Here is a 23,978-nt window from a genome sequence, read left to right on the forward strand (position 1 = left end):
CGTGCCGACCTGGCAGCAACTGCGCGACGCGAAGCTGAACGAGTACGAGGACGCCGCCGACGGCTGGGGCAGGGTGTCCAGCCGGGCCAACGCCGCCAAGGACCGCGTCGACAACGAGATGCTCGCCGGGATCCGCGGGACCCAGCGGGGCGAGGCCGCCACCGGGGCGGTGGCCGACCTTGAGCGGCTCAGCCGCAACTACCAGTACATCCACACCGAGTGCGGGCTCATCAGGACCGCCCTCAACGGCCTGGCCGCCGAACTCGCCGCCCCGCAGCGGAAACTCGGACAGGCGCTCGAAGACGCCGAGAACGCACGGTTCACCGTCCACCCCGACGGCTCCGTCGAATACCCGGCCTCCGCCGACGTACCCGTACCGCTGGCACCCGGCCGCGGCGGCACCGCGCGCCCCGGCGCCCCCGTCCCGCTGCTCCCCGGCCTGGCGGAGGGAAACGGCGACCCCAACAGAGCGCGGGCGGAGGAGCTCGCGGAGCGGATCGCGGCCGCGGTGCGCGAGGCCACCGAGATCGACGGCCGGTACGCGGGCGTCCTGCGTGAGCTGAACACCACGGGTGGCCTCACCGTCGACGACAGCATGTTTGCCGATGCGGCGCAGGACACCCGACGCCTCCAGCAGGCCGCCCGCGGCTATGCCGGCGCGCAGGACATCCCCGTCCGGCACCCCTGGAGTCTCACCGCCGCCACCGACGCGGAACTCGCCCAGGCCATGACCCGCCTCAAGGAGGGTCTCCCCGAGCAGGGCTGGAAGATCACCCGGTACGGAAGGAACAACAGCCCGGCGAAGAGCCTGGAACTGACGGCGGACCACACCGGCAAGAAGTTCGGCGTCAATGTCGAGTTCTGGGAAAAGGGCACCTCCGGCAACGACAATCCGCCGTCCCTGGTGGTGACTGTCGTCTCGGGCTGCTTCCAGGTCCCGGAGGGCGAAAAGGTCAAGCACTACTGACCGGGGCGCCAGCCCGGACCGCTACCGCTCCGGTGGCGGGAGGAGGCGGCAGGCTGTTTCGATGTCCGTCTTTACCTGGGCGATCGTGGCGCGGCCCGAGAGCCAGGTGATGAGTGTCGCGTGCCAGGTGTGTTCGATGACGCGGATCGCGGAGAGCTGTTCGAGGGTGGGGGGTGTGCGGGACGGGGGCGGGGCCATGGCGTCCAGGATGATCGCCGTCGTACGGCGCGAGACCTCGTCCACCTCGCGGCTGACGCTGCGGTCCGCGAAGGTCAGGGCGCGGACCATCGCCTCCGCGAGGTGCGGGTCGCGCTGGAGGGCGCGGAAGGCGCGCATCAGGGTCTCGGCGACCCGTTCCGCGGGGTCGTCCGCGCTCGGCGGGCGTTTGCGGAGGGTGGCGTGCAGATGGTCCAGCCGGTCCTGCATCGTGGCGACCAACAGATGGATCTTGGACGGGAAGTAGCGGTACAGCGTGCCCAGGGCGACCCCTGCCTCCTCGGCCACCTCGCGCATCTGGACCGCGTCGAAGCCGCCCCGGCAGGCCAGTTGGTGCGTGGCGGTCAGGATGTCCCTGCGGCGGGCTTCCTGACGTACCGTCAGAGTCGCAGCCGCCGGAGGACCTGACGCCGCTCCGGCTGCTTCCGCTGTCATCCGTCCGTCCTCCAGCCCCATCGCGCCTCGCCCGTAAGCCCCGTCGCGCCTCACCGCCTCCGGACCGCACAGCATGGCAGGGGCGCGCGCCGTGGCGCGAATCACCCGATCCGGCCGGTACAGCCACGCTACTTGCCGGTAAATTCGAAACCCGTGACCGGACAAGTCTGAAACTTGTTCTAGATTGGCGCCGGCGGTTACGCTCCGGCGAAACGTGGACCGCGCGGTGAATTCGTGCTGGGAGAAGGGGGCCGGAGTGACCGCTGAGGCCATGGAGGCGGGCACCGGAGCCCCAGGCCCTGCCCGGCGCGGAGGCCCGTGGCGAGCCACCGGACAGGACTTCGCCCCGGACAGCGAACGGCCTCTCCGTATCGCTCTTCTCAGCTACAAGGGCAATCCTTTCTGCGGCGGCCAGGGCGTCTACGTCCGCCATCTCTCCCGCGAACTCGCCCGCCTCGGCCACAGCGTGGAGGTCATCGGCGCCCAGCCCTACCCCGTACTCGACGACGGCGAGGGCGTACGGCTCACCGAACTGCCCAGCCTCGACCTCTACCGGCAGCCCGACCCGTTCCGTACGCCGAAGCGCGACGAGTTCCGGGACTGGATAGACACCCTTGAGGTCGCCACGATGTGGACGGGCGGTTTTCCCGAACCCCTGACCTTCTCACTGCGCGCCCGGCGCCATCTCGCCGCCCGCGCGGGGCAGTTCGACATCGTGCACGACAACCAGACGCTCGGTTACGGACTCCTCGGCGACCTCGGCGCCCCGCTGGTCACCACCATCCATCACCCCATCACCGTCGACCGGCGGCTCGATCTCGACGCCGCCGAGGACTGGCGCAGACGCGCCTCCGTACGACGCTGGTACGGCTTCACCCGCATGCAGAAGCGCGTCGCGCGCCGGCTGCCGTCCGTCCTGACCGTCTCCGGCTCGTCGAAGCAGGAGATCACCGAACATCTCGGGGTACGGCCCGACCGTATCGATGTCGTGCACATCGGTGCCGACACCGAGCTGTTCTCGCCGGACCCGGCCGTGCCGGAGATCCCCGGCCGTATCGTCACCACCGCCAGCGCGGACGTCCCGCTCAAGGGTCTCGTACATCTCGTCGAGGCCCTCGCCAAGGTCCGCACCGAACACCCCGCCGCACATCTCGTCGTCGTCGGCACACGCCCCGAGTCCGGGCCGGTCGCACGGGCCATCGAACGGTACGGGCTCGAAGGCGCCGTCGAGTTCGTCAAGGGCATCTCCGACGCGGAGTTGGTGGGGCTGGTGCGGGGCGCGCGGATCGCCTGTGTGCCGTCGCTGTACGAGGGGTTCTCGCTGCCGGCGGCGGAGGCGATGGCCACCGGTACGCCGCTGGTCGCCACCACCGGAGGCGCGATCCCCGAGGTCGCGGGCGTGGACGGGGAGACCTGTCTGGCCGTACCGCCCGGTGACGCGGGTGCGCTGGCCGCCGCGCTGGGACGGCTGCTCGGGGACGCGGAGCTGCGCGCCCGGCTGGGGGCGGCGGGGCGCGAGCGGGTGCTGAACCGGTTCACCTGGGCGCAGGCCGCGCGGGGGACGGCGGAGCTGTACCGCGAGGCGATGGCCCGCCGGTCGCAGTCGCGGAATCGGAACCGGGACCGTGATCGGACGGCCCGCAGCGGCGCCCGTTGATGCCGATGCCGTACCGGTCGCCCGTGCCCGCGTTACCCGCCGCGCGATAACCGCGCACGCCGTACCCGTACGCCCGTACACGTACGCCCGTACCCCCGCTCCGAACCGACGCGATCCGAACCGACCGCGACTCGAAGCGACCGCGACTCGAACCGACGCAACCCGACCCGAACCGACCCGACCCGAACCGAATCGACTCGATCCGACCGCGAAAGCAGGACGACCCTGTGCTGACCGTGGACTTCACCCGTTTTCCGCTCGCCGCGGGCGACCGTGTGCTCGATCTGGGGTGCGGCGGGGGCCGGCACGCCTTCGAGTGTTACCGGCGGGGGGCCAGGGTCGTGGCGCTCGACCGGAACGGCGACGAGGTCCGCGAGGTCGCCAAGTGGTTCGCCGCGATGAGGGAGGCGGGGGAGGCCCCGCAGGGCGCCACCGCCACCGCCATGCAGGGCGACGCACTCCAACTCCCCTTCCCCGACGCCTCGTTCGACGTCGTCATCGTCTCCGAGGTGATGGAGCACATACCGGACGACAAGGGGGTGCTCGCCGAAGTGGTACGGATACTGCGGCCCGGCGGACGGATCGCGGTCACCGTCCCGCGGTACGGCCCGGAGAAGGTCTGCTGGGCGCTCTCCGACGCGTACCACCAGGTCGAGGGCGGCCACATCCGGATCTACAAGGCCGACGAACTGCTGGGCAGGATACGGGAGTCGGGGCTCAGGCCGTACGGTACGCACCACGCGCACGCACTGCACGCGCCGTACTGGTGGCTCAAGTGCGCGTTCGGGGTGGACAACGACAAGGCGCTGCCGGTCCGTGCGTACCACAAACTGCTGGTCTGGGACATCATGAAAAAACCGGCCGTCACCCGGGTCACGGAGCAGTTGCTGAACCCTGTGGTGGGCAAGAGCCTTGTTGTGTACGCGACGAAGCCGCGCCGCCCGGCGGACGCCAAGTGACCTTGCCCAGCCGTGGTCCCGATGCCACGGAACACCTTGTCCTGCCCGGAGTGCTCACGGCGGAACAGGCCGCCGAGACGGTCGCCGGGATCCTCGCCGTACAGCGGAGGGACGGCGCGATCCCCTGGTTCCGGGGGCACCATCTCGACCCCTGGGACCATGTCGAGGCGGCGATGGCGCTCGACGCGGCGGGCGAACACGGGGCGGCGGCGCGGGCGTACGAGTGGCTCGCCCGGCACCAGAACGAGGACGGGTCGTGGTACGCGGCGTACGACGACGCGGGTGCTGGCGCTGGTGCGGCTTCGGCTTCGGTGCTCGTCCCCCGCGACCTCGGGCGCGAGTCGAACTTCGTCGCCTACGCGGCCGTTGGCATCTGGCACCACTATCTCGCCACCGGCGACGACGCGTTCCTCGACCGCATGTGGCCCGTCGTGCACGCGGCGATCGAGTTCGTCCTCGTACTCCAGCGGCCCGGCGGGCAGATCGGCTGGAAGCGCGAGGCCGACGGCACGCCCCTCAACGACGCGCTGCTCACCGGCTGTTCGTCCGTACACCAGGCCCTGCGCTGCGCGCTCGCGATCGCCGAGGAACGCGAAGAGCCGCAGCCCGACTGGGAGTTGGCGGCGGGCGCGCTCGGCCACGCGATCCGCAGCCACCCCGAGCGGTTCCTCGACAAGAGCCGCTACTCGATGGACTGGTACTACCCGGTGCTGGGCGGCGCGGTGACAGGCGCGCAGGCCACCGCGCGCATCGACGCCGGCTGGGACCGCTTCGTCGTGCCGGGCCTGGGGGTTCGCTGTGTGGTGCCCAACCCCTGGGTGACCGGCGGCGAGAGCTGTGAACTCGCCCTGGCGCTCTGGGTGATGGGCGAATCCGACCGGGCGCTGGAGGTGCTCCAGTCCATCCAGCATCTGCGCGCGGAGGACGGGATGTACTGGACGGGCTACGTCTTCGAGGGCAACCGCGCCGTCTGGCCGGAGGAACGCACCACCTGGACGGCCGGCTCACTGCTGCTGGCGGTGGCCGCGCTGGGCGGTGACGAGGCGACCACGGCGGTCTTCGGCGGTGAACGCCTGCCGCGGGGCCTGGAGCCGGACTGCTGCCGCTGACCGGACGCCGGGGCGGGAGCGGACGCCTGGGCGGGTGCGGACAGTGAGCGGAACCCGGATGGGCCAGGCCCGGTGGTGCCGGTACGGCGGTGGGGGGACGCTTCAGGGAATCCCTCAGGGAGGTCCGCCGTGTCTGTGATGGCCCCCAGAGACACCGCTGCCGGTGACGCCCCGATACGCGCCCGGATTCGCCGCGCCGTTGTGGCGGTTCTGCTGTCCTGTGCCCTGGTGCTGTCCACGGCCGCCTGCGGCGGTGACGGGCGGGACAGTACGGGCGACCGGGCGACGGCGAGACCGGTGGCGGCGACGAGTTCCGCGCAGGCGCAGAAGTTGGCCAAGACCCGCTTCGTCGCCAACGCCGGGCTGGCGGCGGGCGCCGCGTACCAGTGGATCGTCAAGCCGTACCGCGAGGGCAAGTTCAAGAAGGGCGCGAGCGGCCGGAAGCTCGCGCTGATCAAGGCGGGGCTCGCCGGTGCCTTCGCGTACAACCGGCTGAAGGCCGCGGCCGAGAACGCCAAGGGCGATCCGCTGCTGGCCAAGGCGGTGGCCCCGCTGGAGGCCGGGATCGCCTCGCTCAAGGGGATCGGCGCGAAGCTCGGCAAGGGGGAGGCGGGGAGCGCGGAGGTCCGTACGGTCGAGAAGGTCATCGGTGATGTGAAGGACGCGGGGAGCAGCGCGGGCGCGACGGTGAAGGACAAGGTCCCGTCGGTGTCGCAGCTCAGTGGCGGGTGAGTGCCATATCCGTTGGCCGCGCGGGGCTCCCGCTGCCTAGGGTGCGCGCATGACGCTTCTCGGACATGACCGCTACTGCGACGAGATCGTGGCGCAGACCGACCGGCTGCGGGCCGTACTCGCCGGCGCCGATCTCTCCGTGACCGTACCGAGCTGTCCCGACTGGACCCTCGGGCAGCTCGTACGGCATGTCGGCGCGGCCCACCGCTGGGTCGAGGAGATCGTACGGACGCGGGCGCAGGAAGAGATCCCCGACGAAGGGGTGCCCGAGTTCGAGGGTCCTGACGACTCCGATCCGGCCGCGCTGGCCGCCTGGCTCGCGGAGGGGGCCGGGACGACCGCCGCCACGCTGCGGGCGGCCGGTCCCGGAGCGGGGGTGTGGAGCTGGGGCTGGGAGCGGAACGCCGGATTCTGGGCGCGCCGGATGACCCATGAGACGGTGATCCACCGGGCGGACGCGGCGCTGGCCGCGGGGGTGCCGTACGAGGTGGATCCGGCGGTCGCGGCCGACACGATCGACGAGTTCCTCCAGTGCATGACCTTCGCCCTGGCCGCCGGTGACCCGGAGGCCGCCGAACTGCGCGGCGCGGGCCGCAGCATCCATCTGCACGCGACGGACGTGCCGGACGCCGAGTGGCTGATCGAGTTCGCGGACGACGGGTTCACCTGGCGGCGCGGGCACGAGAAGGCGACGGTCGCGCTCCGGGGCCCGCTCACGGAGGTGCTGCGGGTCTTCTACCGGCGGCTGCCGGCGGACAGCGAGCCGGTGGAGGTGCTGGGGGACGCGAAGCTGCTGGACTTCTGGCTGGAGAGGGCGTCGTTCGGCTGAGGCCGGGACGGAGCGCGGTGGGTTGTCCGTACGGCGTACCGCCGTCTCACCCGTACACGACGACGGCCCCCGCCGTGAGGCGAAGGGCCGTCGTCGTGGTGTGAGCCGCGGGAAGCGGTTCGGGTTCAGCCGCGCTGGATGCCTGAGGTGTCCTGGAGTACGCCCCGGCGGCCGTCCTGGGTCTGGGCCACCAGGCCCTGGCCGCGCTGTTCGACCGCGAGGTACCACGTGCCGGGCGCCAGTTCCGCGATCGGGGACGGCGAACCGTCCTCGCCGAACAGCGGACGCGCCACCGGCACCGCGAACCAGAACGGCGCGAAGTCCCCGGCCGGCGCCGTGCCGCCCGCCGGCGGCTGGCCCGGCTGGCCGCCGCCGAACAGACCGGCCTGCCCGCCCTGGCCGCCCTGCGCGCCGAACGGCTGGGCCTGGCCCTGCGTACCGTACGGCTGCTGGCCGCCCGGATATCCGTACCCCTGCTGCGGACCGCCCGGCTGTCCGCCGTACGGCTGCGGCGTCCGCGGCCTCGGCGCGCCGATGAGCGCGCCCTTCAGCGCCGGTACGAGCGGAGTCGCGACGGCCGCGCCGGCCAGCACCAGCGCGGCGATGAAGCCGAGGATCAGACCGCTGCCCGCGTCGATGCCGTCCAGGCCGATCAGCGACCAGAGCGCCGTCCAGGCCGCGAATATCGCGAGCGCCACACCGAACTGCCCGAGGTCGAGCCCCACGATCTTCCGCGGCTGCGGAAGCGCGCGGGCGGCGACGATCAGTCCCGCGGCGATGACCCCGGCCAGGTGGATGCTCATCACGGTGCCCAGCGAGTCCCAGGCGTTCGGGGCCGAGGACCCGAGGACGCTGGAATCGTACAGATTGAGGAACGAGGCGATGAACAGCAACACCGCTGCTCCGATCACCACGCCGTCGCCTCGAGTGAGGGAGCGGATGTTCACGTGAAAAGTCCTTCGTTGTCGTCTCGTCAGGCGGTCGGGTGCGGTCGGGGCGGTCGACGCGCACGCCGGAATGCGGCGGTGCGCGGTGTGAAGCCCGGGGGCGGCTCCGTATCGTACGGATGAATGTATCGTCTGCCCGGTCGGGCCGTCCGCCCGGTATCGGGCCCGGTAGCAGGGCTGTTACGGGTCCGATGGCCAGGCTGTTACCTGGTCAGGGCCGCGGCAGGACCTTCACGATCACTTCATGGATCTCCCATGGTCACTTCATGAGAAATCCCTTGATTCCGTCCGCGAGCCCCTGCGCCGCCTTCTGCCGCCACTCCGGGGCGGTGAGCAGGGCGGCATCGTGTGAATCGCGCATGTTGCCGCATTCCACGAAGACCTTGGGAACCTTTGACAGGTTCAGTCCGCCGAGATCCTCGCGGACGTCAAGGCCCGTACCGCCGCCCAGGTAGTTGGCGGGGGCGCTGCCGGTCTCGCGGGCGAAATTCCCGGCGATCCGCTCGCCGAGTTCGCGGGACGGGCCGACGATGGCGGCGGTGTCGGCCGCGCCGCCCTTCACCAGGGCGGGAAGGATGACATGGAATCCGCGGTTTCCGGACGCCGAACCGTCGGCGTGTACGGAGATGACGGCGTCAGCCTTCGCCTTGTTGCCGATACGGGCACGCTCGTCGACGCAGGGGCCGAAGGGGCGGTCGGCGTCCTGGGTGAGGGTGACCGTCGCGCCGAGTTCCCGGAGCAGGGTGCGCAGCCGGTGGGACACATCGAGGGTGAATGCGGCCTCGGCGTAACCGGAATCGGTGGCAGTGCCGGTGGTGTCGCATTCCTTGCTGGTCGTTCCGATATCTACCGGTTTATTGATCTCGGCGGGGTGGTCGCGATTGGTGGGATTGTGCCCGGGGTCGATCACGACGACCTTGCCGGTGAGGGGCCGGCCCGGCGGGAGCGGGGAGCCGGGAGGGCCGGGATCGGGATCGGCCGAAGGATCGGCCGAAGCGTCGGCGGAAGGACTCGGCGTAGGGGTGGCGGGGGCGGTGGCTACGGAGGGGGTTCCGGCGGCCGCGGCGGAGGGTGGACCTCCGCTTTCCGCTCCGCTCGTGCCCTGGTAGACGAGCCACCCCGCCAGCGCGCCGGGCACCAGCGCGGCGACCGCGACGGTGAGACTGCTCCGGCCTGAACGGCGGCGGACGGACTGCGGGCTCTCGTCGTACGACACCGTTGCGATGCTAGTGCGTACGCCGGGCGTGGGAGGGGGTGCTGCGGTGTGTGCCGCCGTGGTGTGTGCCGCTGTGCTGTGTCCTCAGGCGCCGAACGGGCTGCTGTGCTGTGTCCTCGGGCGCCGGACGGGCTGCTGCGTTGTGTCCTCAACCGCCGGACGGGCTCGTTTTCAACCGCGTGCGGCGCAGTACGCGGAGGGAGCCGGTCGCGGGGAGTTCCGTGAAGGCGCCGGACGCGAGGGCCCGTACGTACACGCGGTAGGGTGCCTGTCCGCCGTCCGCCGGGTCCGGGAACACGTCGTGGATCACGAGCAGTCCGCCCTCGGCGAGATGCGGCACCCAGCCCTCGTAGTCCCCGGTCGCGTGCTCGTCGGTGTGGCCGCCGTCGATGAAGACCAGCCCGAGCGGGCCGCCCCAGACCTTCGCGACCTGGGGCGAGCGGCCGACGACCGCGATCACGTGCTCCTCCAGACCTGCCCGCTGGAGCGTGCGGCGGAAGGCGGGGAGCGTGTCCATCAGGCCGGAGTCCGGGTCGACCAGGCTCGGGTCGTGGTACTCCCAGCCCGGCTGCTGCTCCTCGCTGCCGCGGTGGTGGTCGACGGTGACCGCGACCGTGCCGGCCTCCCGGGCCGCGCCCGCCAGCAGCAGGGTCGAGCGCCCGCAGTACGTGCCCACCTCCAGGAGGGGCAGGCCGAGGGCCGCCGCGTCGGCCGCCGCCGCGTACAGGGCGAGCCCTTCGTGTACGGGCATGAACCCCTTGGCGGCCTCGAAGGCGGCGAGGACATCGGCTGCGGGTACGGTCCCGGCGGTCCCGGTGGACATGGGCGGCGGCTCTCCTCGGGCTGATCCTGCTGGTGTTGCTGCTGATTCTGCTGCTTCTGCCGTTCGTGTCCTGCCGTTCCTGCTCGTACAGGCCGCCTGCTCCTGCCGCCCGTACAGGTCGCTTGTTCCTGCCCGTACGGGCCGCCGGTCAGACCGACGGCACCGCCGCCGTCCGCTCCGGTGACGGCGCGCTCTGCGTCAGCACCAGATCCGCCTCGACCGGCACCCCGTCCCCCGGATACACCGCCGGGCGCGCGTGCGGCGCGTACCCCGTGGCCGTCCCCGCCAGTACGTAGTGCCCGCCGGCCGGCGGGAGCAGTGCGTACCGGCCGTCCTCGTCGCTGGTGGTGAGCCCCGCCTGCCGGCCCCCGCCGTCGATGAGTGTGACATTGGCCCGCGCCACCGGCGTACCGTCCGGGTCCAGCACCCGCCCCCGGAATCCGCCGGACCCGGCGACGAGCGTGCGCGGCCTGCCCCGCTCGTCCGCATCCGCAACCGCAACCGCATCCGCCGTAACAGCCCTGAGACCCGCGGCGGACTTCGCCGACCGCTGCGACGGCAGGAACACCGCCAGCGCCAGACCGATGACCACCGCTCCCGTGGCGATGGCGAACGAGATACGGAAGCCGTGCAGCGTGGGCACAGCCACCCCGCCCGAGACGACCGAGGTGTGGGCCAGCACCATGCCGATCACCGCGCTGGACACCGAGGTGCCGATGGAGCGCATCAGCGTGTTCAGACCGTTGGCCGCGCCGGTCTCCGACGGGTCGACGGCACCGATGATCAGGGCGGGGAGCGAGGAGTACGCGAGACCGATGCCCGCGCCGACGACCACCGAGATGACAACGGTCTGCCAGGCGGCGCTCATCAGGCCGAGGCCCGCCCCGTACCCGACACCGATGACGAGCATGCCGATCATCAGCGAGACTTTGGGGCCGCGCCGGGCGGAGATCCGGGCGTACACCGGCGCGGTGAACATCATCGCCAGCCCGAGCGGTGCCACGCACAGCCCCGCCACCACCATCGACTGACCGAGACCGTAGCCGGTGGCCTTGGGCAACTGGAGGAGCTGCGGGAGTACGAGCGAGATCGCGTAGAAGGCGACCCCGACCATGATCGAGGCGAGGTTGGTGAGCAGCACCTCACGGCGCGCGGTGGTACGGAGATCCACCAGCGGCGCGGAACTCCGCAGCTCCATCAGGCCCCAGAGCAGCAGGATCACCACCGCCAGACCGAACAGTCCGAGGGTGGTGGCCGAACCCCAGCCCCAGTCGCTGCCCTTGGTGATGGGCAGCAGCAGGGCGACGAGCCCCGCGGAGAGCCCGATCGCGCCGAGCCAGTCGAACCGGCCGGTGGCCCGTATCGACGACTCCGGTACGAAACGGACGGTGAGCAGCATCGACAGCACACCGAGCCCGGCCGCGCAGAAGAACAGTGCGTGCCAGTCGGCGTTCTGCGCGACCAGCGCCGCGCCGGGCAGGGCCAGTCCGCCGCCCACGCCGATCGAGGAACTCATCAGCCCCATCGCGGAGCCGAGGCGCTCGCGCGGCAGCTCGTCGCGCATGATGCCGATGCCGAGGGGTATCGCGCCCATGGCGAAGCCCTGGAGGGCCCGGCCGACGATCATGATCACGAGGTCATCGGTGAATCCGCAGATCAGCGAGCCGATCACCATCACGGCGAGGCTGGCGAGCAGCATCCGGCGCTTGCCGAAGAGATCGCCGAGGCGGCCCATGATCGGGGTGGAGATGGCACCGGCGAGCAGGGTCGCCGTCATGACCCAGGTGGCGTTGGCCGGCGCGGTGTGCAGAAGTTCGGGCAGGTCCTTGATGACGGGAACGAGCAGGGTCTGCATGACCGCGACCGTGATGCCCGCGAAGGCGAGTACGGGGACGATGCCGCGGCCGGCACCGCCGTTCCCGGCCTGGCGGGTCTGCGGATCCGGGAGTGCCCCGGCGGGCTGATCGGTCGGCGTCTGTTGCATACGTGCGGCCTCCGGGCAGGACGAAGTGACGGTGTGCGGGTTGCGTGTGACGGCAGAGGGATACCCACCGGCGGACCGTACGGATCGCCAGGTGGGTGCAGTGTGAAACCTTCCCGGCCGTCCGGTTATTCCGGCGACAGGCAGGGCGGGTTTCTCAGACGGGCCGTCATGTCCGTTATGTCTATTACGTTCGCGAGGTGGCCGGATAACCCGATGTACGGACCGCTCCTGGGCTGCGACCATGACGCGCATGGTCCGAGTCGCCGAAGAAGCCGAGCCCGCCCACATATCCGGTCCCGCCGGGCCCCGCACCCGCACTCGTACCCGTACCTGGGCGGTGGTCCTCGCCGCCTGCGCGGGACAGTTCCTCGTCGTCCTCGATGTGTCCGTGATGAATGTCGCGCTGCCCTCGCTGCGCGCGGACCTCGGACTCTCCGCCGCCGGTCTGCAGTGGGTGCTCAACGCCTACTCGATCGCCTTCGCCGGCTTCATGCTGCTCGGCGGCCGGGCGGCGGATCTCTTCGGCAGGAAGCGGATGTTCCTGACCGGGCTCGCGGTCTTCACCCTCGCGTCCGTCGTGGGCGGACTCGCGCAGGAGGGCTGGCAGTTGATCACCGCCCGCGCCGTACAGGGGCTCGGCGCGGCCGTCCTTGCGCCCGCGACGCTCACGCTGCTGACCTCCGCCGTACCGGACGGACCCGCCAGGACCCGGGCCGTGGGCACCTGGACGGCGGTCGGCGCGGGCGGCGGGGCGGCCGGCGGGCTGGTCGGCGGCGCGCTCACCGATCTGCTGTCCTGGCGCTGGGTGCTGCTCATCAATGTGCCGGTCGGGGTGCTGCTGCTGGCCGGGGCCGCGGTGTGGCTGGCGGAGAGCCGCACGGACGTGGCGCGGCGGCGCGTCGATCTGCCCGGCGCGATCCTGGTCACGGCCGGTCTGGCGGCGGTCGCGTACGGCATCGTGCAGACCGAGGAGCGCGGCTGGGGCGCGGCGGCCACGCTGCTGCCGCTGGCCGGGGGAGTGGTGCTGCTCAGCGTGTTCGTGGCGGTGGAGTCGCGGGCGAGGGTGCCGCTGATGCCGCTGGGGCTGTTCCGGGTACGGAGTGTGTCCGCGGCCAACGCGGCGATGTTCATCAACGGTTCCACGTCCTTCACGGTGTGGTTCTTCATGACGATGTACGCGCAGAACGTGCTGGGGTACGGGCCGCTGGAGGCGGGTCTCGCGCTGGTGCCCAGCTCGCTGAGCATTGTGTTCGGCTCGAAGCTGGCGCCCCGGCTGATCCCGGTGACCGGCGCCCGCGCGCTCGCGGTGACGGGGGCGCTGGTGGCGGTGGCCGGCTTCGGCTGGCAGTCGATGATGACGGCGGACGGACCGTACTTCTCGGTGATCCTCGGCCCAGGCCTGCTGATCATGACCGGTCTGGGGGTGGCTGGCACCACGCTGGCGGCGCTGGCCACGGCGGGCGCGGAGCCGGGCGACGCCGGTCTGGTCTCGGGCCTGATCAACACCTCGCGGACCATGGGCGGGGCGCTCGGGCTGGCGGTCCTGACCACGGTGGCGGCGTCCCGTACGGCGGGCGGGACGAGCCCGCAGGCGCTGACGGACGGATACGCGCTGGCCTTCAGAACGGCCGGCACGGTGCTGCTGGCGGGGACGCTGCTGACGGTGCTGTGGCTGCCGCGCGGTTCGTCGGAGGCGTGAGGTGCGTTTGTGCGGGCCTGATCCGGGGCGGGGCTCCTGACCCGGGGCAGGTCTTTGATACGGGGCGGGTCTCCCGATCCGGGGCAGGTCTTCTGATACGGGCGCTCAGAGCCGGCGGCTGAGAGCCTGGCCGCTCAGAGCCAGCCCTGGCGGCGGGCGGCCCGTACCGCCTCCATCCGGTTGCGGGTGCCGGTCTTGCCGATGGCCGACGAGAGGTAGTTCCGTACGGTCGACTCGGACAGCCGCAGCCTGGCCGCGATGTCGGCGACCACCGCGCCGTCCGCCGAGGCGTTCAGTACGTCGCGCTCCCGGGCGGTGAGCGGGCTCGGGCCCGCGCTCAGGGCGGCCGCCGCGAGGGCGGGGTCGATGACGGTCTCGCCGGTCAGCACCCGGCGGATCGCGGCGGCCAGCTCCTCCACCGGGCCGTCCTTGACCAGAAAGCCCGCGGCCCCCGCCTCCATGGCGCGGCGCAGATAACCGGGCCGGCCGAAGGTGGTCAGGATCAGCACCCGGCAGCCGGGCACCTCGTCCCGGAGCAGCGCGGCGGCGTCGAGACCGCTGATCCCGGGCAGTTCGATGTCCAGCAGCGCCACATCGGGGCGCGAGTGGTGCGCGGCGTCCACGATCGCGTCACCGCTCGCGACCTGCGAGACCACCTCCATGTCCGGCTCCATGCCCAGCAGCAGGGCGAGCGCGCCCCGCAACATCCCCTGGTCCTCGGCGAGAAGGACGCGTACGGACGTGGCCGGCCTGTGGTCCCGGGGCATCTCTGTCACGTGCTCAGGGTAGGGCGGCGGGGGCGCTCGTGATCAGGCGCGATCGGGCGCACGAGGGGGCGCGCGGAGTGCTGCTCAGGTGCCCACGGTGTCCATGTCGTCCACGTTGCCCACGTTGTCCACGGGGAGGAGGGCGGTGACCTGAAAGCCCTTGCCCCCGGCCTGTGCCGGGCCCGCTTCGAGGGAGCCGCCCGCGGCGGCGAGGCGTTCGGTGAGGCCTTTCAGGCCGGTGCCGCCGTACGCCGGGCCGCCGGTACCAACGTCCGTACCTGTACCTGTACCCGTACCCGTACCGACGCCGTCGTCCGTGACCGTCAGTCTGACCCGCTCCGGCGAGCCGTCCACCGCGATCACGCAGTGGGTCGCGGCGCTGTGCCGTACGGCATTGGTGACGGCCTCCCGTACCACCCAGCCGAGCAGCACCTCCGCCCAGGGTTCCAGCGGCGGCCCGGACTGCCGTACGACCGGTTCGATCCCCGCGGCCGTCAGGGCCGAGCGCGCCCGGTCCAGATCCGTGGCGAGGCTGCCCTCGCGATAGCCGGTGACCGCCTCCCGGATCTCGGTCAGGGCCTGTCTGCCGACGGACTCGATGTCGGAGACCTGCGCCATCGCCGCGGCCTGATCGTGCGGCCCCAGCCTGCGCGCGGCCTCCGCCTTGACCACGATCACCGACAGGGTGTGGCCGAGCAGATCGTGCAGATCGCGCGAGAAACGCAGCCGCTCCCGCTCCACCGCCGAGCGGGCCAGCTCCTGGCGGGTGGCGCGCAGCTCCATCACCGTCTCGGCGAGCGTGAGGATCGCGGCGGTCACCATCATCGAGATGAAGGTGCCGTACGCGATCGTGATCGCGTCCCAGCCGTCGTGGTACGCGCCGATCGCCCCGGAGGCGGCGGCCAGCGGCACGCTCACCCAGAGGAGGGCGCGCCCGCGCACCACACTGCCGCAGGCCAGCCCGAAGAGCGGGAAGAACAGCAGCCAGCTCCCGCCGTAGAGACCGCCGAGGCCGAAGGTCATCAGCCCCATGCCGACGAGCGACCACCTGGTGGCGGCGCTCTTCCGGTGGGCGGGCACGAAGGACCTGAACACCACCGAGACATAAAGGGAGTTGAAGACCAGCAGACCGATGCCGCCGAACCACGGGTTCGGGGTCCTGCCCTGTACGAGATTGGAGAAGGAGCCGAGGCCGAGGAGCAGCCAGGGCAGCATGGCGTAACCGTTGGGCGGTCCTGGCCGCTCACCGTCCTTGCCCAGCGCTTCACAGTTGTGGCCGCCGGGGTCCTGGTCTCCGTGGTCCTGGTTTCCGTGGGCGTCTCCGTGCCGGACCTTGGTCCGCTTGACCCATCGGTCTCTGATCAGTGTCATACCGTCCTCGCCGACTTGCGGTACGAGACCACAGCGTACGAACCGAACACGAACAGCCAGCCCAGCAGAACGGCGACGGTCAGGGCGCCGGGGGCCGAGCCCCGGGTGACGGACCAGCCGAGGTCGGCGAACCGGTTGGCCGGGGTGTAGCCGGCCAGCGAGCGCAGCCAGCCGGGGAACAGCTCGACCGGGAACCAGAGCCCGCCCACCACCGCCATGCCCATCAGGCAGCCCACATTCACCACGCCGGTCGTCTGCGCGGAGAGCCGGTAGCCGTTGCCGATGCCCAGCAGGGTGAAGGGCAGCGCGCCCGCCCAGAGCAGCACGACCAGCGCGGCCCACTGCCCGGCCCCGAGCCGTACGCCGTTGACCAGACCGCCCGCCGCGAGGACCGCCAGCAGCGCGGGCAGGACGGTCACGGACCCGGCGAGCGCCCGGCCGAGCACCACCTGCCGGGGCGGTATCGGAGTGATCCGCAACTGGCGGAGCCAGCCGAGCGACTTGTCCTCGGCGATACCGGTACCGGTGCCGACGGCCGAGCCGAGCGCTCCGTACGCGGCCATGCCGACCATGGAGGCGATCTCCCAGTCCGTACCGCCGTCCGCGCCCCCGGCGCCGCCCACATTGGTGAACAGCAGATACATCACGACCGGCATCGCCGTCCCGAAGATCACAAAGCCGGGGTCGCGGAGGGTCCTGCGCACTTCGAGTGCGACGTAGCGCAGCAGTACGGGAGTCCTCATCGCGCCGCCTCCTTGTCCTGGGACAGGGCGTCCCGAGTGAGAGCGAGGAAGGCGTCTTCGAGCGTCGCCGGGACCACTTCGAGCCGGCGGACCGCGCCGAGCCGGGCGAGGGCGAGGACCGTGGCGTCGGAGTCGTCGGTACGGAGCAGGGCGCGGCCCCCGCGTACCTCGGCCGACACAACACCGGGCAGCAGGGGGAGTTCTTCAGCACGGACGGGGAGGTCTTCGGGACGGAGGCCGGCCGCCGGGGCCAGGTCGAAGGAGACGAGATGCCCGCCGACCGTGCCCTTGATCAGTTCGCTGGTGCCGTCGGCGACGATCCGGCCGTGGTCGAGGACGACGATCCGGTCGGCATAGGTGTCGGCCTCCTCCAGATAGTGGGTGGAGAAGAGCACGGTGTTGCCGCGGTCGGCATAGGCCCGCATGGACGCCCAGCAGGCGCGCCGGGCCTCGACATCGAGGGCGGCGGTGGGTTCGTCCAGGACGACCAGCTCGGGGCCGCCGGCCAGCGCGACCGCGAACCGGACGCGTTGGGTCTGGCCGCCGGACAGCTTGTCGACACGGCGGTCGGCGAGATCGGTGAGCCCGGCGAGCGCGAGCGCCTCGGCGACGGGCAGCGGGCGCGGAAAGGCGCTCGCCACGAAGGTGACCAACTCCCGTACGGTCACCCGTCTGATGGGCCGCCCGTCCTGAAGCATCGCCCCCACCCGTCCGGCCGCGACAGCCCGCGCCGGCGGCCCGCCGAAGAGCCGTACCGTACCCGCGTCCGGCTCGTCGAGCCCGAGGAGCAGGGCAATGGCGGTGGACTTCCCGGCGCCATTGCGCCCGAGAAGCGCGACGGTCTCACCTCGCGGAATATCGAGCCCGACCCCGTCGACGGCCAGAACCGCCCCGAAGGCCTTGCTCACCCCGTCGAAACTCACCGCAACAGGCTGCGCGTGTTCCATGTGCGTCATGCCAACGACGCTACGGAGCAACCCCGTTGACCCGGCAGATGCGGATGTACGGACTCGCCCAGTACAAATGTCCTAGTGCATAAGTCCGTACAGGAAGAGGCCGCCGCGTACGAGCCGCGGCGGCCTCTTCTCGTGTGTCGGACACGGCCTAGGCCGCGTTGCTGTGTTCCCCCTCCGCAGGGCGGCGGTGGCGGCCGTGGGCCGGAGACATCGAGTCCTCCGTCGACGCCGCGCCGCCCCGGTGCTTTCCGAGGCTGCTCAGCTCGCCCTGGTCGGCGGCCGTCCCCTGCGGGCGCTGCTGAGTCGTGTCGGTTCGGGCTTCAGACATGTGGGAAGTCACCCCGTCGTGATCGCTTCTGTTGTGACGCAGGGCTCCGGCTTTCCCTGTACCGCCCCGGCAGAGTGACGGTCACCGTCCACACATCACAGCCCCCGACAGTGCCCGGTCGGTACGGCCGCGCAGCCCCGGACGAAAGTCTATCCAGGTGCCTCGCGCCCGCTGAGAGGCGCCTGCTGCAAGGGAACCGGCCTGCACATCACAGGAGTTCGTGGTGGTGCGGATGGTTCCATACCCAGGGATTCCGTTTGTGAGAGTTCCGCCGACGCGGCCGGCCTCGACGCGATCGGCCTCGATACCGCCGGCCTCAATGCCGCCGGCCGGACGGGCTCCAGGGACGCCGCCGAGGTCACCGGCTCGGGAGGCGCCGCGATGCCGGCCACGCCGCACGGCACCTCCCTCGTCGCGTACGGCAGCCGCAACACCCCGTCCCGGGTCCACAGCCCGGCCCCCGCCAACCACCCCTGGGGCACGGGCAGCCGGTGGAGCTGACGGCCCATCGGACGCCACACCCCAAGACCGCTGCCCGCCGCGCCGTCGATCCGCAGTGCCACCGCGCAGCTCTCGGGCATCAGCACCTGCCCCGGCTGTACGGCGAACGGGGTCACCGCGCAGTCCGCGAGGCGCAGGCACTCCGGGAAGCGCACCGGACGCAGACTGCCCAGCACCCCCCAGCCCAGCCGGTCGTGGCCCGGCGCGTCCGAGCGGATCAGCAGCAGCCCGCTGTCGGGGTCGGCCAGCAGCAGCCGGTCATTGCTCTCCTCGGTGATCTGGAGCAGGGGCGTCACCTCGCCACCGCGCCCCAGATCGACGGCGACGGCCTTCACCACACCGTCCCGCTCCCGGTCCAGGGCCAGTATCCGGCCCGTACGGTCGAGCCAGACGCCCCCGGAACAGCGGCCCGCGATCTCCGCCACCCGCTCGGGTCCGAACGCGCCGCCCGCCACCAGCCAGACCGTGGTGGAGTGTTCGCCGGGGACCAGGGCGTACGCGCTGCGGCCGTCCGGGGAGGGCGGCAGCAGCGTCAGCCGGTCGCAGCCGAGGGCGCCCACCGGCACCTGGCCCGTACCGGGGCCGGTCGGATAGAGCAGCGAGAAGTCATGGCGGTCCGCGACCCGGCGGCGGATGAGCACGCGTCCGTCGGTCAGCGGCAGGACATCCGTGTCGGGCTCCTCGGGCTGGTCGAGGGGGAGCGGTACGGCGTACGGTTCGGGGCCGTCGAGGGTCCACCGCTCGGGGAACCAGGCGTCCGCGCCGCCGGTCCCGCCTCCTTCCTCCCTCCCGCCGGTCCCGTCCCTCCCGTCTCCGTTTGCGCCGGTCCCGCCTCCGTTGCCGCTCCCGTTTCCGTTCCCGCCGCTCCCGTTCCCGCTTCCGAGCGTCAGTCGCGCCGCGTAGGTTCCGTCCGCCGTGATCGCGAACCCCGTACGCCGTGGCGCTCCGACCTCCGCAGCTGTCTCGATGGCACAGACCGTCATCGGTTCGTCACCTCCGGCGACGAAGCTAGTTTTCGCACTTCCTGCCGAACAACACGAGGTCGACCACTTCACCTATATGGGTGGCCATGAAGGGATTTGGCGCGAGGTGCGGGGGCGGGTGTGCTGGCCGAGGAGAGGCATGGATAAAGTTAGGCACACCTAAGTCGGCATCCGGGCCGACACCGGACCCGGCTCCGCCTCCGGACCCGGCTCCGCCTCCGGATCCGGCACCGGCGACCAGGCCGGTGCCGGCCCGGTGCCAGGGCCAGAGCCGGCACCCCGGCCAGTACCTCTTAGGAGCAGATCAAGATGTCCATACGACGCCGTGGCTCAGCCGCAGTACGCCGTGGCACCGCCGCCGTGGTCGCTCTCGCCGCCGCGCTCACCCTCGCGGCCTGCGGCAGCGGCGGCGACTCCGCCGGCTCCGGCAGCGGCTCCGCCTCGGGCGGCGCGGAGAACGACGCGGGGAAGAAGGCCGCCGTCGCCACCGGCGGCAAGGACTTCGCCGACGCCGCCAGGAAGACGGCCACCTTCGGCACCGACGCCGCCCCCGGCCAGTTCCCGCGCACCATCACCCACGCCATGGGCACGACCGAGCTGAAGGCGCGCCCCGAGCGGGTCGTCGTCCTGGACGTCGGCGAGTTCGACAACGTCGTATCGCTCGGCGTCAAGCCGGTCGGTTACGCGCCCACCGAGGGCGACGACGGCATCCCGAGCTATCTGAAGCAGGGCGCCGGGAACCCCAAGGACGTCGGCACCATCAACAGCCTCAACCTTGAGGCGATCGCCGCGCTCAAGCCCGATCTCATCCTGGGCAGCCAGCTCCGCGCCGCCGACAAGTACAAGGAGCTGTCCGCGATCGCCCCGACGGTCTTCTCCATCAGGCCCGGCTTCCCCTGGAAGGAGAACTACCTCCTCAACGCCCAGGCGCTGGACCGTACCGCCGAGGCGAAGGCCGCGCTCGCCGCGTACGACAAGAAGGCGGCGGCCCTCGCCGCGGACTTCGGCCCCGACAAGCCGACCGTCTCGATGGTGCGCTACATGCCGGACAAGCTGCGGCTGTACGCGAAGGCGTCCTTCATCGGCACGATCCTGGACGACGTCGGCCTGCCGCGGCCGAAGAACCAGCAGATCGAGGATCTGGCCGTGGAGATCAGCCCGGAGAAGATCGACGACGCGGACGCCGACTGGATCTTCACCGGGGTGTACGGCGACCCCTCCAAGACCGAGCGGGACACCGCGCGCTCCAACCCGCTCTGGAAGAACCTGAAGGCGGTCAAGGAGGGCCGGGCCAAGGACGTCAAGGACGAGACCTGGTACCTGGGCCTCGGCGTGACGGCGGCGGGCCTGGTCCTGGACGACCTCCGCGGGTACCTGGTCAAGTAGCGGTCAAGTAGCGGCCTGCGCAGGACAAGGCGGGGCGCAGCGGCCCGGCCGGGCCTGCGCCCGGCAGGCGGGAGCCAGGTAGGAGCCGGACAGGAGCCAGGTGGGAGCCGGGCAGGAGCCAGGCAGGAGCTACGCGGGAGCCGGACAGGCGTCCGGCCCGAGCCGCGAAGAAGCCGATCGCTCATGGCCGGTGGGGCACGGAGGACAGGTAGCCTTTGCTCCGTGCCCCCCGTGCCCCGACTGTCCGAAGTGATCACCGCCCTCGACGCCCTGTGGCCCCCCGAGCGGGCCGAGGAGTGGGACGCCGTCGGTACGGTCTGCGGCGACCCGGACGCCACGGTCACCCGGGTCCTCTTCGCCGTCGACCCCGTCCAGGAGATCGCCGACGAGGCCGTCGAGCTGGGCGCCGAGCTGATCGTCACCCACCACCCGCTCTATCTGCGCGGTACGACAACGGTCTCCGCCGCCACCTTCAAGGGCCGGGTCGTACACACCCTCATCAAGCACGACATCGCGCTCCACGTCGCCCACACCAACGCCGACACCGCAGACCCCGGAGTCTCCGACGCCCTCGCGGGCGCGCTCGACCTGCGGATCGTACGGCCCCTCGTACCTGACCCCACCGATCCGGCGGGACGGCGCGGACTCGGCCGGATCTGCGAACTCGACCACCCCGCCACCCTCCGCGACTTCGCCGCCCGCGTCGCGCACCGGCTGCCCGCCACCGCGCAGGGCGTACGGCTGGCCGGCGACCCGGAGGCTCCCATCCGTACGGTCGCGGTCAGCGGCGGTTCAGGGGACGGCCTGTTCGACCAGGTCAGAGCCGCCGGCGTGGACGCGTTCCTCACCGCGGACCTCCGCCACCACCCCGCCTCCGAGGCCACTCAGCGCTCCCCGCTGGGACTGGTCGACGCCGCGCACTGGGCCACCGAATGGCCCTGGTGCGAGCAGGCCGCCGCCCAGCTCGACGAGATCTCCGACCGCCATGGCTGGGACCTGCGGGTCCATGTCTCGAAGACGGTCACCGACCCCTGGTCCGCCCACCACCAGTCCTCTTCCTGGTCCGCCCACCACCACTCTTCAGGAGCCCCCAACTGAACGCCGCGCCCGCCGACCAGATCCGACTCCTCGACGTCCAGGCCCTGGACGTACGACTCTCCCAGCTCGCCCACAAGCGCGGCTCGCTGCCCGAGCACGCCGAGATCGAGTCGCTCACCAAGGACCTCGCGCAACTCCGCGACCTGCTGGTCGCGGCCACCACCGAGGAGAGCGACACCGCCCGCGAGCAGACCAAGGCGGAGCAGGATGTCGACCAGGTCCGCCAGCGCGCCGTACGCGACCAGCAGCGCCTGGACTCCGGCGCGGTCACCTCGCCCAAGGACCTGGAGAACCTCCAGCGCGAGATCGTCTCGCTCGCCAAGCGCCAGGGCGACCTGGAGGACGTCGTCCTCGAAGTCATGGAGCGCCGCGAGTCCGCGCAGGAGCGGGTCGCCGAGCTGACGGAACGTGTCTCCGCCGTCCAGGCCAAGTCCGACGACGCCGCCGCACGCCGCGACGCCGCGCTCCAGGAGTTCGACGGGCAGGTCGCTGCCGTCACGAAGGAGCGCGAGGTCATCGCCGCGTCCGTACCGGCCGATCTGCTCAAGCTGTACGAGAAGCTGCGCGTCCAGCAGGGCGGGGTGGGCGCGGCCCGGCTCTACCAGCGCCGCTGCGAGGGATGCCGGCTCGAACTGAACATCACCGAGGTCAACGAGGTCAGGGCGGCGGCGCCGGACACGGTGCTGCGCTGCGAGAACTGCCGCCGGATCCTGGTCCGTACCGCCGAATCGGGTCTGTGATGGCACGGGTCGCACGCTTCGTCGTGGAGGCCGACGGCGGCTCCCGGGGCAACCCGGGGCCCGCGGGGTACGGCGCGGTCGTCCTCGACCCGGTCACCGGCGAGGCGCTGGCGGAGGCGGCCGAGTACATCGGGATCGCGACGAACAACGTCGCCGAGTACAAGGGGCTGATCGCGGGCCTGAAGGCGGCGAAGGCGCTGGACGCGGACGCGTCGGTACGGGTCAGGATGGACTCCAAGCTGGTCGTCGAGCAGATGTCGGGGCGCTGGAAGATCAAGCACCCGGACATGAAGCCGCTGGCGGCGGAGGCGGGGCGGATCTTCCCGGCGGGGCAGGTCAGTTACGAGTGGATCCCGCGCGAGAAGAACAAGCACGCGGACCGGCTGGCGAACGAGGCGATGGACGCGGGCCGGAAGGGCAAGCAGTGGGAGCCGTCGTCGTCCACGGCGGCGCTGGACGCGGCAGCGGCGAGATCGGCGGCGCGCGCTTCGGGTGCTTCGGCGGGTGCTTCGGCTTCCGGGGGTGCTTCGGCGGGTACGGCGGGGGCTTCGCGTACGCCGGGTGATGCGGCGGCCGGCGCGGCGAAGGCGCGGGCGGCACTCTCGGGCGGGGGTACGGGACCGGGGCGGCCGGGAACATCCGGCGCGGCGGGGCGGGCGCAGGGGCAGGGTTCCGCGGGGACGCTCGCGGCCGGTGAGCCGGGTACGTCCGGTACATCTGGTGTGTCCGCCGGTGGCGGTGGCGGTGCCGGTTACGCCGAGCCCGGCGCTCCCGATGAGACCGCCGCGACCGACGGCGACCTGATGACCGTGGCCGAGACCGCGACCGCCGCCCCGGCCGCGGCGGCCGGCGCCAAGGCCGCCCCCACCGTCGGCTGGGGCGCCTCCGCCGACCTCGGCACCCCCGCCACCTTCGTCCTCCTCCGGCACGGCGAGACCGCCCTCACCCCCGAGAAGCGCTTCTCCGGCAGCGGCGGCAGCGACCCCGAACTGTCCGCCGTGGGCCGTCGCCAGGCCGAGGCCGTCGCCGCCGCACTGGCCGCGCGCGGCACCGTACAGGCCATCGTCTCCTCGCCGCTCAGGCGCTGCCGCGAGACGGCGGGCGCCGTCGCCGCCCGGCTCGGCCTGGACGTCACGGTCGAAGAGGGCCTGCGCGAGACGGACTTCGGCGCGTGGGAGGGGCTGACCTTCGCCGAGGTACGGGAGCGCTACCCCGACGACCTCAGCGCCTGGCTCGCCTCACCCACCGTCGCGCCGACGGGCGGCGGCGAGAGTTTCACCGCGGTCGGCCGCCGGGTCAGGGCGGCGCGGGACCGGCTGCTGGAGCGGTACCAGGGACGTACGGTACTGCTCGTCACCCATGTCACGCCGGTGAAGACGCTGGTCAGACTGGCGCTGGGGGCACCGCCCGAATCGCTGTTCCGGATGGAGCTGTCGGCGGCCTCGCTGTCGGCGGTGGCGTACTACGCGGACGGCAACGCGTCGGTGCGGCTGCTGAACGACACGTCCCACCTGCGCCACTGACGTCCGGGG

The 23,978-nt window shown here is 71.9% G+C and carries 22 protein-coding genes; 11 read left to right on the forward strand and 11 right to left on the reverse strand.

Annotated features, from left to right (window positions below):
• The first annotated feature begins 1 nt into the window (after position 1).
• On the forward strand, positions 2-967 hold the full coding sequence (locus ACFU9P_RS09600) for a hypothetical protein (RefSeq protein ID WP_384078459.1): 966 nt from the start codon (positions 2-4) through the stop codon (positions 965-967).
• A 21-nt stretch (positions 968-988) separates the two neighbouring features.
• Here ACFU9P_RS09600 and ACFU9P_RS09605 read toward each other — a convergent pair whose 3' ends face one another.
• Complete coding sequence (locus tag ACFU9P_RS09605; protein ID WP_384078460.1) at positions 989-1,618, reverse strand: TetR family transcriptional regulator; 630 nt, start codon at positions 1,616-1,618, stop codon at positions 989-991.
• 256 nt (positions 1,619-1,874) lie between these two features.
• Between ACFU9P_RS09605 and ACFU9P_RS09610 the strand changes: the two genes are divergently transcribed.
• The 5 genes from ACFU9P_RS09610 to ACFU9P_RS09630 all read left to right on the forward strand — a co-directional run bounded on the left by ACFU9P_RS09610 (position 1,875) and on the right by ACFU9P_RS09630 (position 6,904).
• Complete coding sequence (locus ACFU9P_RS09610) at positions 1,875-3,275, forward strand: glycosyltransferase family 4 protein (RefSeq protein ID WP_384078461.1); 1,401 nt, start codon at positions 1,875-1,877, stop codon at positions 3,273-3,275.
• A 227-nt stretch (positions 3,276-3,502) separates the two neighbouring features.
• Positions 3,503-4,234 carry a class I SAM-dependent methyltransferase gene (locus ACFU9P_RS09615; RefSeq protein ID WP_384078462.1) on the forward strand — a complete coding sequence of 244 codons (732 nt, stop codon included), beginning with the start codon at positions 3,503-3,505 and terminating at the stop codon, positions 4,232-4,234.
• A 2-nt stretch (positions 4,235-4,236) separates the two neighbouring features.
• A complete protein-coding gene (locus ACFU9P_RS09620; RefSeq protein ID WP_384078891.1) occupies positions 4,237-5,343 on the forward strand; it encodes a prenyltransferase in 1,107 nt (368 codons plus the stop codon).
• Between the two features lie 138 nt (positions 5,344-5,481).
• A complete protein-coding gene (locus ACFU9P_RS09625; protein WP_384078893.1) occupies positions 5,482-6,075 on the forward strand; it encodes a hypothetical protein in 594 nt (197 codons plus the stop codon).
• A gap of 49 nt (positions 6,076-6,124) precedes the next feature.
• Complete coding sequence (locus ACFU9P_RS09630; protein WP_376377322.1) at positions 6,125-6,904, forward strand: maleylpyruvate isomerase family mycothiol-dependent enzyme; 780 nt, start codon at positions 6,125-6,127, stop codon at positions 6,902-6,904.
• A 125-nt stretch (positions 6,905-7,029) separates the two neighbouring features.
• On the opposite strand, the gene ACFU9P_RS09635 is transcribed toward ACFU9P_RS09630, so the two are convergent.
• The 4 genes from ACFU9P_RS09635 to ACFU9P_RS09650 form a co-directional block, all read right to left on the reverse strand.
• On the reverse strand, positions 7,030-7,851 hold the full coding sequence (locus ACFU9P_RS09635; protein WP_376377323.1) for a DUF5336 domain-containing protein: 822 nt from the start codon (positions 7,849-7,851) through the stop codon (positions 7,030-7,032).
• A 259-nt stretch (positions 7,852-8,110) separates the two neighbouring features.
• On the reverse strand, positions 8,111-9,067 hold the full coding sequence (locus tag ACFU9P_RS09640; RefSeq protein WP_384078463.1) for an N-acetylmuramoyl-L-alanine amidase: 957 nt from the start codon (positions 9,065-9,067) through the stop codon (positions 8,111-8,113).
• A gap of 148 nt (positions 9,068-9,215) precedes the next feature.
• Entirely contained in the window at positions 9,216-9,890 is a 675-nt protein-coding gene (locus ACFU9P_RS09645; protein ID WP_384078464.1) for a class I SAM-dependent methyltransferase, read from the reverse strand.
• A 148-nt stretch (positions 9,891-10,038) separates the two neighbouring features.
• On the reverse strand, positions 10,039-11,874 hold the full coding sequence (locus tag ACFU9P_RS09650; protein ID WP_384078465.1) for an MFS transporter: 1,836 nt from the start codon (positions 11,872-11,874) through the stop codon (positions 10,039-10,041).
• A 250-nt stretch (positions 11,875-12,124) separates the two neighbouring features.
• On the opposite strand from ACFU9P_RS09650, the gene ACFU9P_RS09655 reads away from it, so the two are divergent.
• A complete protein-coding gene (locus ACFU9P_RS09655) occupies positions 12,125-13,573 on the forward strand; it encodes an MFS transporter (protein WP_384078896.1) in 1,449 nt (482 codons plus the stop codon).
• Between the two features lie 134 nt (positions 13,574-13,707).
• Here the strand turns inward: ACFU9P_RS09655 and ACFU9P_RS09660 are convergent, their stop codons facing one another.
• The 6 genes from ACFU9P_RS09660 to ACFU9P_RS09685 form a co-directional block, all read right to left on the reverse strand.
• A complete protein-coding gene (locus ACFU9P_RS09660) occupies positions 13,708-14,340 on the reverse strand; it encodes a response regulator (protein WP_384078899.1) in 633 nt (210 codons plus the stop codon).
• 84 nt (positions 14,341-14,424) lie between these two features.
• A complete protein-coding gene (locus ACFU9P_RS09665) occupies positions 14,425-15,711 on the reverse strand; it encodes a sensor histidine kinase (RefSeq protein WP_384078466.1) in 1,287 nt (428 codons plus the stop codon).
• Positions 15,708-16,454 (reverse strand): ABC transporter permease, encoded by a 747-nt coding sequence (locus tag ACFU9P_RS09670; protein WP_384078467.1) that lies wholly within the window; start codon positions 16,452-16,454, stop codon positions 15,708-15,710. Before ACFU9P_RS09670 ends, ACFU9P_RS09665 begins: the two co-directional genes overlap by 4 nt.
• The gene (locus ACFU9P_RS09675; protein WP_384078902.1) at positions 16,451-17,401 is read right to left on the reverse strand and encodes an ATP-binding cassette domain-containing protein; all 951 of its coding nucleotides are present in this window, start codon (positions 17,399-17,401) and stop codon (positions 16,451-16,453) included. Before ACFU9P_RS09675 ends, ACFU9P_RS09670 begins: the two co-directional genes overlap by 4 nt.
• A 157-nt stretch (positions 17,402-17,558) precedes the next feature.
• Positions 17,559-17,738, reverse strand: a complete 180-nt coding sequence (locus ACFU9P_RS09680) for a hypothetical protein (protein WP_217308845.1) — start codon at positions 17,736-17,738, stop codon at positions 17,559-17,561.
• Between the two features lie 149 nt (positions 17,739-17,887).
• A complete protein-coding gene (locus ACFU9P_RS09685; RefSeq protein WP_384078468.1) occupies positions 17,888-19,222 on the reverse strand; it encodes a hypothetical protein in 1,335 nt (444 codons plus the stop codon).
• Between the two features lie 309 nt (positions 19,223-19,531).
• Here ACFU9P_RS09685 and ACFU9P_RS09690 point away from each other — a divergent pair, with 309 nt between their 5' ends.
• The 4 genes from ACFU9P_RS09690 (at position 19,532) to ACFU9P_RS09705 (ending at position 23,969) form a co-directional block, all read left to right on the forward strand.
• Positions 19,532-20,608, forward strand: coding sequence for an ABC transporter substrate-binding protein (locus tag ACFU9P_RS09690; RefSeq protein ID WP_384078469.1), 1,077 nt, complete (start codon positions 19,532-19,534; stop codon positions 20,606-20,608).
• A 231-nt stretch (positions 20,609-20,839) separates the two neighbouring features.
• Entirely contained in the window at positions 20,840-21,706 is an 867-nt protein-coding gene (locus ACFU9P_RS09695) for a Nif3-like dinuclear metal center hexameric protein (protein ID WP_376377402.1), read from the forward strand.
• A complete protein-coding gene (locus ACFU9P_RS09700) occupies positions 21,703-22,446 on the forward strand; it encodes a zinc ribbon domain-containing protein (RefSeq protein ID WP_376377404.1) in 744 nt (247 codons plus the stop codon). The genes ACFU9P_RS09695 and ACFU9P_RS09700 overlap by 4 nt, the downstream gene beginning before the upstream one ends.
• Positions 22,446-23,969, forward strand: a complete 1,524-nt coding sequence (locus ACFU9P_RS09705; protein ID WP_384078470.1) for a bifunctional RNase H/acid phosphatase — start codon at positions 22,446-22,448, stop codon at positions 23,967-23,969. Before ACFU9P_RS09700 ends, ACFU9P_RS09705 begins: the two co-directional genes overlap by 1 nt.
• The last annotated feature ends 9 nt before the right edge of the window (positions 23,970-23,978 follow it).

It is taken from the genome of Streptomyces sp. NPDC057617 (assembly GCF_042800555.1).
Taxonomy (GTDB): Bacteria; Actinomycetota; Actinomycetes; order Streptomycetales; family Streptomycetaceae; genus Streptomyces.

What these genes read in the sequence shown, in the direction of transcription:
- ACFU9P_RS09685 (WP_384078468.1), bottom strand. Translation starts at nt 19,222, where the DNA reads ATGACGGTCTGTGCCATCGAGACAGCTGCGGAGGTCGGAGCGCCACGG.
- ACFU9P_RS09655 (WP_384078896.1), top strand. Translation starts at nt 12,125, where the DNA reads ATGGTCCGAGTCGCCGAAGAAGCCGAGCCCGCCCACATATCCGGTCCC.
- ACFU9P_RS09690 (WP_384078469.1), top strand. Translation starts at nt 19,532, where the DNA reads ATGTCCATACGACGCCGTGGCTCAGCCGCAGTACGCCGTGGCACCGCC.
- ACFU9P_RS09625 (WP_384078893.1), top strand. Translation starts at nt 5,482, where the DNA reads ATGGCCCCCAGAGACACCGCTGCCGGTGACGCCCCGATACGCGCCCGG.
- ACFU9P_RS09680 (WP_217308845.1), bottom strand. Translation starts at nt 17,738, where the DNA reads ATGTCTGAAGCCCGAACCGACACGACTCAGCAGCGCCCGCAGGGGACG.
- ACFU9P_RS09670 (WP_384078467.1), bottom strand. Translation starts at nt 16,454, where the DNA reads ATGAGGACTCCCGTACTGCTGCGCTACGTCGCACTCGAAGTGCGCAGG.
- ACFU9P_RS09665 (WP_384078466.1), bottom strand. Translation starts at nt 15,711, where the DNA reads ATGACACTGATCAGAGACCGATGGGTCAAGCGGACCAAGGTCCGGCAC.
- ACFU9P_RS09660 (WP_384078899.1), bottom strand. Translation starts at nt 14,340, where the DNA reads ATGCCCCGGGACCACAGGCCGGCCACGTCCGTACGCGTCCTTCTCGCC.
- ACFU9P_RS09705 (WP_384078470.1), top strand. Translation starts at nt 22,446, where the DNA reads ATGGCACGGGTCGCACGCTTCGTCGTGGAGGCCGACGGCGGCTCCCGG.
- ACFU9P_RS09605 (WP_384078460.1), bottom strand. Translation starts at nt 1,618, where the DNA reads ATGACAGCGGAAGCAGCCGGAGCGGCGTCAGGTCCTCCGGCGGCTGCG.
- ACFU9P_RS09675 (WP_384078902.1), bottom strand. Translation starts at nt 17,401, where the DNA reads ATGGAACACGCGCAGCCTGTTGCGGTGAGTTTCGACGGGGTGAGCAAG.
- ACFU9P_RS09630 (WP_376377322.1), top strand. Translation starts at nt 6,125, where the DNA reads ATGACGCTTCTCGGACATGACCGCTACTGCGACGAGATCGTGGCGCAG.
- ACFU9P_RS09650 (WP_384078465.1), bottom strand. Translation starts at nt 11,874, where the DNA reads ATGCAACAGACGCCGACCGATCAGCCCGCCGGGGCACTCCCGGATCCG.
- ACFU9P_RS09645 (WP_384078464.1), bottom strand. Translation starts at nt 9,890, where the DNA reads ATGTCCACCGGGACCGCCGGGACCGTACCCGCAGCCGATGTCCTCGCC.